The 9874-nt window shown below is 69.5% G+C and carries 12 protein-coding genes; 8 read left to right on the forward strand and 4 right to left on the reverse strand.

Features of this window, described 5'->3' with window-relative positions:
* The 4 genes from argH to P409_RS16470 form a co-directional block, all read left to right on the forward strand.
* A partial coding sequence (argH, locus tag P409_RS16455) for an argininosuccinate lyase (protein ID WP_034839434.1) occupies positions 1–1002 on the forward strand: 1002 nt, incomplete at its 5' end.
* Positions 1003–1020: 18 nt separating this feature from the next.
* On the forward strand, positions 1021–1908 hold the full coding sequence (locus P409_RS16460) for an amino acid ABC transporter permease (RefSeq protein WP_034839437.1): 888 nt from the start codon (positions 1021–1023) through the stop codon (positions 1906–1908).
* 3 nt (positions 1909–1911) lie between these two features.
* The gene (locus P409_RS16465; protein WP_034839440.1) at positions 1912–2676 is read left to right on the forward strand and encodes an amino acid ABC transporter ATP-binding protein; all 765 of its coding nucleotides are present in this window, start codon (positions 1912–1914) and stop codon (positions 2674–2676) included.
* A 35-nt stretch (positions 2677–2711) separates the two neighbouring features.
* The gene (locus tag P409_RS16470; protein WP_034839443.1) at positions 2712–3542 is read left to right on the forward strand and encodes an ABC transporter substrate-binding protein; all 831 of its coding nucleotides are present in this window, start codon (positions 2712–2714) and stop codon (positions 3540–3542) included.
* A gap of 214 nt (positions 3543–3756) precedes the next feature.
* Here P409_RS16470 and P409_RS16475 read toward each other — a convergent pair whose 3' ends face one another.
* Complete coding sequence (locus P409_RS16475; protein ID WP_034839446.1) at positions 3757–4917, reverse strand: patatin-like phospholipase family protein; 1161 nt, start codon at positions 4915–4917, stop codon at positions 3757–3759.
* A gap of 182 nt (positions 4918–5099) precedes the next feature.
* Here P409_RS16475 and P409_RS16480 point away from each other — a divergent pair, with 182 nt between their 5' ends.
* The 3 genes from P409_RS16480 (at position 5100) to P409_RS16490 (ending at position 6802) form a co-directional block, all read left to right on the forward strand.
* On the forward strand, positions 5100–5849 hold the full coding sequence (locus P409_RS16480) for an acetoacetate decarboxylase (protein WP_034839449.1): 750 nt from the start codon (positions 5100–5102) through the stop codon (positions 5847–5849).
* A 114-nt stretch (positions 5850–5963) separates the two neighbouring features.
* Positions 5964–6380 carry a low affinity iron permease family protein gene (locus P409_RS16485; protein WP_052120769.1) on the forward strand — a complete coding sequence of 139 codons (417 nt, stop codon included), beginning with the start codon at positions 5964–5966 and terminating at the stop codon, positions 6378–6380.
* A gap of 71 nt (positions 6381–6451) precedes the next feature.
* Positions 6452–6802, forward strand: coding sequence for a hypothetical protein (locus P409_RS16490; RefSeq protein ID WP_034839451.1), 351 nt, complete (start codon positions 6452–6454; stop codon positions 6800–6802).
* A gap of 104 nt (positions 6803–6906) precedes the next feature.
* Here the strand turns inward: P409_RS16490 and P409_RS16495 are convergent, their stop codons facing one another.
* On the reverse strand, positions 6907–7896 hold the full coding sequence (locus tag P409_RS16495) for a glutathione S-transferase family protein (RefSeq protein WP_034839453.1): 990 nt from the start codon (positions 7894–7896) through the stop codon (positions 6907–6909).
* Between the two features lie 133 nt (positions 7897–8029).
* On the reverse strand, positions 8030–8629 hold the full coding sequence (gene wrbA / locus P409_RS16500; RefSeq protein ID WP_034839456.1) for an NAD(P)H:quinone oxidoreductase: 600 nt from the start codon (positions 8627–8629) through the stop codon (positions 8030–8032).
* A 147-nt stretch (positions 8630–8776) separates the two neighbouring features.
* On the opposite strand from wrbA, the gene P409_RS16505 reads away from it, so the two are divergent.
* Entirely contained in the window at positions 8777–9346 is a 570-nt protein-coding gene (locus P409_RS16505; RefSeq protein WP_034839464.1) for a GNAT family N-acetyltransferase, read from the forward strand.
* Between the two features lie 3 nt (positions 9347–9349).
* On the opposite strand, the gene P409_RS16510 is transcribed toward P409_RS16505, so the two are convergent.
* On the reverse strand, positions 9350–9874 hold a 525-nt coding region (locus P409_RS16510; protein WP_034839458.1), incomplete at its 5' end, for an MFS transporter.

The following is a 9874-nucleotide window of genomic DNA, read 5'->3' on the forward strand; positions in this document are numbered from 1 at the left end:
CTGGTGGCGCAGGCCGAGGCGCATGTGGCGACCTTGGCGCCCGGCTTCACCCATCTGCAGCCGGCCCAGCCGGTCACCTTCGCCCACCAGCTGCTGGCCCATGCCCAGACCTTCGCCCGCGACGTCGAGCGGCTGCAGGACTGGGACCGGCGCAGCGCGCGGTCGCCGCTCGGCGCCGCCGCCCTGGCCGGCTCCGCCATCGCCCTGCGCCCCGACCTGTCGGCGGCCGAGCTGGGCTATGACGGCCCCTGCGAGAACTCGATCGACGCGGTCGGCAGCCGCGACCACGTGGCGGAGTTCCTGTTCGTCGCCGCGATGCTGTCGGTGCACCTGTCGCGGCTGGCGGAGGAGGTGTTCCTGTGGTCGTCGCGCCAGTTCCGCTGGGTCGAGCTGGACGATTCCTACGCCACCGGTTCCTCGATCATGCCGCAGAAGAAGAACGCCGACATCGCCGAGCTGACGCGCGGTCGCGCGTCGCGGCTGATCGGCGGGCTGACGGCGATGCTGACGGCGCTGAAGGGCCTGCCCTTCGCCTATAATCGCGACCTGGTCGAGGACAAGCGCGCGGCCTTCGAGGCAGTCGACACGCTCGACGCCGTGCTGCCGGCGATGGCCGGGATGCTGCGCACGATGCGGGTCAATGTCGACACGCTGAAGCGCCAGTCGGTCGAGGGTTTCACCTTGGCGACCGAGGTGGCGGACTGGCTGGCCCGGCGCGGCGTGCCCTTCTCCGAGGCGCATGAGATCACCGGCGCCCTGGTCCGCCGCTGCGAGGATCGCGGCATCGGGCTGGAGGACCTGGAGGATTCCGATCTGGCGGCGGTCGACCCGCGGCTGACTCCGGAGATCCGGTCCTGCCTGACGCCGGAAGCCGCGGTCGCGGCCCGCAGCGGCCATGGCGGCACCGCGCCGGACCGGGTGCGCGAGCAGCTGGCTAGGCTGCGCGAGCTGCTGGCCGAGCAGGACAGCTGGGCCCGGGCCTATGATGGCCCGCGCGGCTGAACGGGCAGGGGGCATCGCATGACCGACATCACCACGGGCACCTATTCCATCGCCCATCTGCGCCATGTGCCGCGCCGGCACTATGGCCGCTGGGTCGCGGCGGCGCTGATCCTGCTGGCCCTGGCGGCGATCGTGAAGGCCTTCGCCGAAGGCCAGATCGCCTGGCCCGTGGTCGGCCAGTTCTTCACCGCGCCGGCGATCCTGTCCGGCCTCGGCAACACCATCCTGATGACGGTCTGCGCCATGGCGCTGGGCATCGCGCTCGGCGTCGTGTTCGCGATCATGGTGATGTCCCCGAACCCGGTGCTGAAGACCGTGGCGGTCGGCTATATCTGGTTCTTCCGCGGCACGCCGCTGCTGCTGCAACTGCTGCTGTGGTTCAACCTGGCGCTGGTGTTCCCGGTGATCGGCATCCCCGGCCTGTTCGAGGGGCGGACGGTCGATCTGATCACGCCCTTCGTGGCGACGCTGCTGGGCCTCGGCATCAACCAGGGCGCCTACACCGCCGAGGTTGTGCGCGGCGGCATCCTGTCGGTCGACCTCGGCCAGACCGAGGCGGCCAAGGCGATCGGCATGACCCGGCTGGTGGCGCTGCGCCGGATCGTGCTGCCGCAGGCGATGCGGGTGATCATCCCGCCGGTCGGCAACGAGGTGATCAGCATGGTCAAGCTGACCTCGGTCGCCAGCGTCATCCAGTACGCCGAGATGCTGCGCAACGCCCAGACCATCTACTACGCCAACGCCCGGGTGATCGAGCTGCTGATCGTCGCCGCGATCTGGTATCTGGTCGTGGTCACGCTGCTCAGCATCGGCCAGCACTTCCTGGAGAAGCATTTTTCCCGCGGCCGCGGCGACCGGCGCGGCAAGCGCGCCGCCGCGGCCCTCGACCAGCCCAAGGAGGCCTGAGCCATGCCGCCGATGGTGGTCGCCGCCGAGGTCCACAAGCATTTCGGGTCGCTGCACGCGCTGCAGGGCGTGTCGCTGGAGGTCGAGCGCGGCGAGGTGCTGTGCATCATCGGCCCCTCCGGCTCGGGCAAGAGCACGCTCTTGCGCTGCATCAACCAGCTGGAGAGCGTCGATGGCGGCGCCGTCTGGGTCGATGGCGAGCTGGCCGGCTTCCGGCGCGAGGGCGACGCGCTCTATGCCCTGACCGACCGCGAGGTGGCGCGCCAGCGCCTGGCCAGCGGCATGGTGTTCCAGCGCTTCAACCTGTTCGCGCACCTGACCGTGCTGGCCAACATCATCGAGGGGCCGGTGACGGTGCAGAGGCGGCCGAAGGCCGAGGCCGTCGCCGAGGCCCTGGTCCTGCTGCAGCGCGTCGGCCTGGCCGACAAGCGCGACGCCTATCCGGCCGAACTGTCCGGCGGGCAGCAGCAGCGCATCGCCATCGCCCGCGCCCTGGCGATGAAGCCGAAGCTGATGCTGTTCGACGAGCCGACCTCGGCCCTCGACCCCGAGCTGGTGGGCGAGGTGCTGGCGGTGATGCGCGACCTCGCCGCCAGCGGCATGACCATGATCGTGGTGACGCATGAGCTGGGCTTCGCCCGCGAGGTCGCCGGCCGAGTCGTGTTCATGGACCGCGGCCGGATCGTCGAGATAGGCCCGCCGCAGCAGGTGCTGGGCAGCCCGCGCGAGGCGCGCACCCGCGACTTCATCGCCGCCGTCCTGTCGTGACCGGCGGACCCGACAGAACAACAGGAGAGGCTTCCATGAATCGTTTCGCACTGTTCGCCGCCACGGCGGCCGTCGCCGCGCTGGCGGTCACCTCCGCCTCGGCCCAGGCCGTGCCCGACCGGATCAAGCAGGCCGGCAAGATCGTCATCGGCACCAACAACAACTACCCACCGATCATCTTCAAGGACCCGGCGACCAACGAGCTGCAGGGCTTCGACATCGACCTCGGCAAGGCGATCGCCAAGCAGCTGGGCGTCGAGGCCGAGTTCCAGGAGATCGCCTTCGCCCAGATGCTGCCGTCGCTGCAGACCGGCCGCATCGACATCGTCATGGCGGGGATGAGCGATACCCCCGCGCGGCGCGACATCGCCGATTTCGTCGACTACATGAAGTCCGGCGCGCAGTTCTACACGATCACGGCGCTGGCCGATCAGATCAAGTCGACCGACGACCTGTGCGGCAAGACCGTGGGCGCCAGCCGCTCGACCAACTGGCCGCAGCAGATCGGCGAGTGGAGCGACGCCAACTGCGTCGCCAAGGGCAAGCCGGCGATCAATGTGGTCGGCACTGAGGGCTCGGCCGACGCCCGCACCCAGCTGAAGACCCAGCGCCTGCAGGCCGCGGCCCAGGGCAACGAGACGCTGCCCTATTTCCAGCAGCTGGAGCCGAACACCTATGTGCCGATCGGCCAGGCCTTCACGGAGTCCCTGGTCGGCATCCCGGTGCTGAAGTCCGAGCCGCAGCTGCGCGACGCGGTCAAGGCGGCGGTGGAGAAGCTGCAGGCCGACGGCACCTACGACCAGATCCTGGCCAAGTACGGCCTGCAGGCGAACAAGCTGCCGGTCGCGCTGAACCAGGGGCAGTAGGGGGCGGCTCTCGCCCCTCCCACACCGTCATCGCGAGCCCCGCAGGGGCGTGGCGATCCAGCGGCACCGACCCCTGGATCGCCACGTCGCTTCGCTCCTCGCGATGACGAAGAAAAGAACATCGTAGGTTGGGTTCGCATCAGCGAACCCAACGCTGGCTCCGGCCGCGGGATGTTGGGTTCGCCGGTGCGAACCCAACCTACGCCCGAAGCCCTCAATCCTCCAGCCGGTGCACATCATGGATCAGGATGCCGGCGCCCTCCGGCGGCATCTCCATCCATTGCCGGCGCTTCAGCGTGCGCCTTGTGTCCTCGTAGCCGCTCTGCCAGTGCTCGCGCATCGAGGTGCCGGAGAATTCGTGGTCCTTGGCATGGCCCTCATAGGCCTTCTGCTGGTAGATCAGGTGCAGGATGGTGATCTCCGGCAGATGCGCCAGCTCCTCCCGCAGCCGCCGTTCCTCGGCTGTCAGCGCCTCCTCCGGCAGCTTCGCCAACGCCTGGGCCAGCCGCGTCTTCCACAGGTGCAGTCGCTTGTACAGGTCGGTGGTATAGCGGGTGCGCGACGAATACATGATGTCCTTGTGCCGGGCCATCACGTCGTTCATGTCGCGCGGCAGCTGGCCCCGGGCGCTGAACAGATCGACCTGGAATACCAGCGTGTTCAGCCCGCCATCCTGGTCCAGAAGATGCTGCAAGGGCGTGTTCGAGACGATGCCGCCATCCCAGTAGTGGTCGGTGCCGATCTTGACCATCGGCAGGGCCGGGGGCAGGGCGCCGCTGGCCATCACATGGTCGGGCCCGATCTCCTCCTCGGCGCTGTCGAAATAGGTGAAGTTGCCGGTCAGGACATTGACCGCGCCCACCGCGAAGCGCACCGGGCCGGCGTTGATCCGGTCGAAATCCACCAGCTCGGCCAGGGTCTCGCGCAGCGGCGCCGTGTCGTAATGGCTGGTGGCGCTCTTCGACCCGGCGAGGCTGAGCCAGGGGCTGACCGGATGCGGCGAGAAGAAGCCGGGCTGGCCCTGCACCATGGTCATCCAGGTGCTGGTGGCGTTGCGCATCTGGCGGAACAGGTCGCCATCCGGAGTGTAGTGCCAGATCTTGCGCTCGGTGATCCGCTCCCAGAAGGCGCGCAGCCGCTCCAGCCGCCGCTCCGGCGGGTTGCCGGCGATGATCGCGGCATTGATCGCGCCGATCGACACGCCCGACACCCAGTCCGGCTCGATCCCGTCCTCGTGCAGCGCCTGGTAGACGCCGGCCTGGTAGGCGCCCAGCGCGCCGCCGCCCTGCAGCACCAGGGCGACGCGGTCGCAGCGCTCGGGCCGCCAGCCGCGGATCGGGGCTTCGTGCTGGACAACGGGGCTGTTCGCATCCATGGCGGCCGGTCTCCTGCTCGCGGGGAGCGCACGATAGGCCGGGATGGATGACGGGCTGATGACGCGGCGGGGCCTCGCCACCGATGTCACATCACTGTCGAAAGACTGTCGCGGGACCATTCGCGCTGCCCCTCTATGAACCGCTGCGGCCGGGTCGCGGCCGATCGGTGAGAGGTGAGACCATGCGGATCCAGGACGTCCTCCGTCTGCCGTCGATGCCCGCGGCGGGCCCCAGCTACCCGGCCGGGCCGTACCGCTTCGTCGACCGCGAATACATGATCATCACCTACGAGACCGACCCGCAGGTGATCCGTGACCAGCTGCCGGAGCCGCTGGAGCCGCTGGACCGGCCGCTGGTGCATTACGAATGGATCAAGATGCCGGACAGCTCGGGCTTCGGCAGCTACACCGAATCCGGCATGGTCATCCCCTGCAGGTTCCGCGGCGAGGAGATGAGCTTCGTCGCCCAGATGTATCTCGACGACGACCCGCCGATCGCCGCCGGCCGCGAGATCTGGGGCTTCCCCAAGAAATACGCCCATCCCAAGCTGCAGATCGTCAAGGACACGCTGACCGGCACCCTGTCCTATGCCGACCAGCTCGTGGCCATGGGCACCATGGGCTACAAGCATGAGAGCATGGCCGGCAACGGCGAGCGGACGATGGCGACGCTGTCGCGCACCCAGGTGAACCTGAAGCTGATCCCCGGCGTCGACGGCCGGCCGGAGGTGTGCCAGCTGGTGGCCTACAACCTGGTCGACATCACCCCGAAGGGCTCCTGGATCGGGCCGGCGCGGCTGCACCTGGTGCCGCATGTCAACGCGCCGGTGGCCGACCTGCCGGTGCGCCGGGTGATCGGCGCCCATCACCTGATCGCCGACCTGACGCTGCCCTACGGCCGCGTGCTGTACGACTATAATCGCCCGGATTAGGGGCGGCCGGATTGGCCGGCAGCGCCGGAGCGGAGCGACCGAGACCGCTCCGCTCCGGCACGATCAGGGCCGCCGCCCCGTTGTCATGGCATCCGTTCCGCGCTGGAGGATGCCATGAAAGATGCCCCCTGGTTCTCCCGTTTCGCCAACCGGGTCGCGCACCTCGCCGGCCACCCCGCCACATTCGGGGTGGCCGCGGGGCTGATGGTGGTCTGGGCCGCGATCGGCCCGTTCGCCGGATTCTCCGATGTCTGGCAGCTGACGGTGAACACCGGCACCACCATCGTCACCTTCCTGATGGTGTTCCTGATCCAGAACACCCAGAACCGCGACACCGCGGCGCTGCAGATCAAGATCGACGAGCTGATCCGGGCCACCGAGGTGGCGCGCAACTGGATGCTCGACCTGGAGGAGCATTCCGAGGAGGACCTGCGCGAGATCCGCGAGGAGTACTGCCGGCTCGCGGCCGAGGCCCGGGGCGAGCGGGATCGCGACCGCAAGCGCGAGCGCGAAAACCGCATGGAGACTTGATGCGGGGCGGGAGCAGGGTCGCGCTCCGACGGGCCCGCGATGACGCGACGGGCCGGTCCAGGATGACGATCATGCATGACATCGACACCTCCCGGGCGGCCGGCCAGCCGGCCTCGGCCGGGACGCTCTGGCAGCGCATCGACCCGGACTCGCGCCGCCGCATCGCCAGCTTCGGCATGCGCTTCGGCACGGTGCTGGCGCTGCTGGCCCTGATCGCGCTGCCCGGCCGGCGGTCGCTGGCCGACATGCTGGCGCTGCTGCAGATGGTGATGTTCCTGTCCGCGATCTGGACCGCGCTGTTCGCCTGGGCCGCGCGCGAGGCGCCGCAGCCCGGCCGGCTGAACCTGTGGGACGAGGCCCTGGCCTTCACCGCGCTGTTCCTGGCGGTGCGCATCCTGCGGACGGTCGTGCTGGGAGACTAGAGTCCCCCACCGTCATTGCGAGGAGGCGAAGCCGACGAAGCAATCCAGGGGCCGGTGCGCACCGGCCCCTGGATTGCTTCGCTGCGCTCGCAAGGAAGACGGGTCTACCCCGCCTCCGCCAACCGCTCCCGGTCATGCGGCGCGGACAGGTCCAGCAGCGGGCCCTTCGGCACGATGCCGGTCGGGTTGATGGTGCGGTGGCTCTCGTAATAGTGGCGCTTGATATGCGTCATCTCGATCGTCGCGGCCACATGCGGGCGCTGCGCGATCTCGCGGGTGAAGCCCCACAGCGCCGGGTATTCGTGCAGCGGCCGCAGGTTGCACTTGAAATGGCCGTGATAGACCGGGTCGAAGCGCAAGAGGGTGGTGAACAGCCGGATGTCGGCCTCGGTCAGCCGGTCGCCGACCAGCCAGCGATGCGCCGCCAGATGCGCCTCCAGCCGGTCCAGCATCTCGAACAGCCGGGTCACCGCCTCCTCATACACCGCCTGGTCGGTGGCGAAGCCGGCCTTGTAGACGCCGTTGTTCACCCGGTCATAGACCTCGGCGTTGATGGCGTCGATCTCGGGCAGCAGGGCGGCCGGCGACAGGTCGACCGACCGGTCGGCCCACTCGTTGAACTCCGAGTTCAGCATCCGGATGATCTCGGCCGATTCGTTGTTGACGATCGTGCGGGTGTGCTTGTCCCACAGCACCGGCACGGTGACCCGGCCGGTGTAGTCCGGCTTGGCCAGGGTGTAGACCTCGTGCAGCGCCGCCTTGCCGTTGACCCGGTCGCCGGTCGCGCCGGGGGACCGCACGCCGGTGCGGATGTCGGCGAAGGTCCAGCCCTGCTCGCCCATGAACGGGTCGACCGCGTCGACCGAGATCACGTCCTCCAGCCCCTTCAGCGCCCGCACGATCAGGGTGCGGTGCGCCCAGGGGCAGGCGTAGCAGACATAGAGGTGGTAACGGCCGGGCTCGGCCTTGAAGCCGGAGCTGCCATCGGCGCTCACCCGGTTGCGGAAGGCGCTGTCCTGCCGCACGAAGCGCCCGCCGGTCGATTTGGTGTCGTACCACTGGTCGGCCCAGCGGCCTTCGATCAGCAGGCCCATCGCATCCTCCTTCGGCCGCCGGACGGATCCCGGCGGCAACAACATCTACTCAGGGTATCGGTCTCGAAGGCAGCATAAACCGATTGCCTCTCCCGCGTCCGGCGGGAGAGGCAACACGAACTTGACTGCTCTCTCAGCCGGCCAGCTTCGAGGCGATCTTGGTCACATGCGCGCCCTGGAAGCGGGCGCCGGCGAGCTCGTTGGCGCTCGGCTGGCGCTGGCCCTGGCCGCCGGCGATGGTGGTGGCGCCGTAGGGCGACCCGCCGGAGATCTCGTCCAGCGTCATCTGGCCCTGGAAGGAGTAGGGCAGGCCGACCACCACCATGCCCTGGTGCAGCAGGAAGGTGTGGAAGCTGAGGATCGTCGCCTCCTGGCCGCCATGCTGGGTCGCGGTCGAGGCGAAGACGCTGCCGACCTTGCCGATCAGCGCGCCCTTCATCCACAGGCCGCCGGCCTGGTCGAGGAAGTTGCGCATCTGCGCCGCCATCATGCCGAAGCGGGTCGGCACGCCGAAGATCACGGCGTCGTAGTCGGCCAGCTCGTCGATGGTGGCGATCGGCGCCGCCTGGTCGAGCTTGAAGTGGGAGGAGCGGGCGACCTCTTCCGGCACCAGCTCGGGCACGCGCTTGATGGTGGGCTCGCCGCCGGCCTCGCGGACGCCTTCGGCCACCGCGGTGGCCATGGTCTCGATATGGCCGTAGGAGCTGTAGTAGAGGACCAGGACCTTCGTCATCGCATCGTTTCCCTTCGCGGACACGCCATCGGCGCTGCTGGGGAAAGGTAACCCCGGCGGAGCGCCGGGATAACCCGGCGATCCGGCACAGGATTGTTTCCCAGAACGCGACGATCCGGCCTGCCGATCTGCTATCCTCGACGCATGATGACCGCGATCCCCGTGCTTGAGACCCGCCGCCTCCTGCTCCGCCCGCTGGAGCTGGCTGACGCCCCGGCGGTGCAGCGGCTGTTTCCGCATTGGGAGGTCGTGCGCCACCTGAACGCCCGGGTGCCATGGCCCTATCCGCCGGACGGCGCGCTGGCGCATCTGCGCGACATGCTGCTACCGGCCATGGCGCGGGGCGAGGCCTGGCACTGGTCGCTGCGCCTGAAATCCGCCCCGGACGAGCTGATCGGCTCCATCTCCCTGCGGGCCGGGGACGAGAACGAGAATCGCGGCTTCTGGCTCGGCGCGCCCTGGCACGGGCAGGGGCTGATGACCGAGGCCGCCGACCGGGTCACCGACTACTGGTTCGAGGATCTCGGCTTCCCGGTCCTGCGCATGTCCAAGGCGATCGGGAATGCGGGCTCCCGCCGGATCTCGGAGAAATCCGGCATGCGGGTGGTGGCGACGATGGAGCGGGACTACGTCTCCGGCCGCCTGCCCTCCGAGCTGTGGGAGATCACCCGCGAGGAATGGCGGGCCCGCCGCCGGGGGCAGACGGCCGGAGGGTGAGCGTCAGGCCGCCTGGGCCGCCGCCGCGTCCGCCGCCCGGCGCCGCGCGGTGACGGCGAGGAGGATGAGGGCGATCGCCGCCGACAGGGCGCCGACCCATCCGAGGGCGGGGACGCCGCCATGGTCGAGCGTCGCAGCCCCGAGCGCCGAGCCGAAGGCGATGCCGGCATAGAGCGCCGAGGAGTTCAGCGATGCCGCGATCATCCCGACCTCCGGCGCCAGCCGGATCAGCCGCGTGGTCTGCGCCGGGTGGAAGGCCCAGCCGGCGACGGCCCAGACCAGCATCAGCGGCGCGATGGCGAACAGCGCCCGGCCGCCCGACAGGGCCGTGGCGGCGCCGAGGCCGGCCAGGGCCAGGGCCAGGAAGGCGAGGGCGCCGAGCTGCAGCCGCACCGGGCCGATCCGGTCGGTCAGCTGGCCGCCGACGAAATTGCCGATGGCGGAGCCGATGCCGAACAGGAACAGCACGGCGCTGACCCCGTCCGGGCCGATCCCGGCGGTCTGCTCCAGATAGGGCGCGATGAAGGT

This window comes from Inquilinus limosus MP06 (assembly GCF_000767795.1).
Lineage (GTDB): Bacteria > Pseudomonadota > Alphaproteobacteria > DSM-16000 > Inquilinaceae > Inquilinus > Inquilinus limosus_E.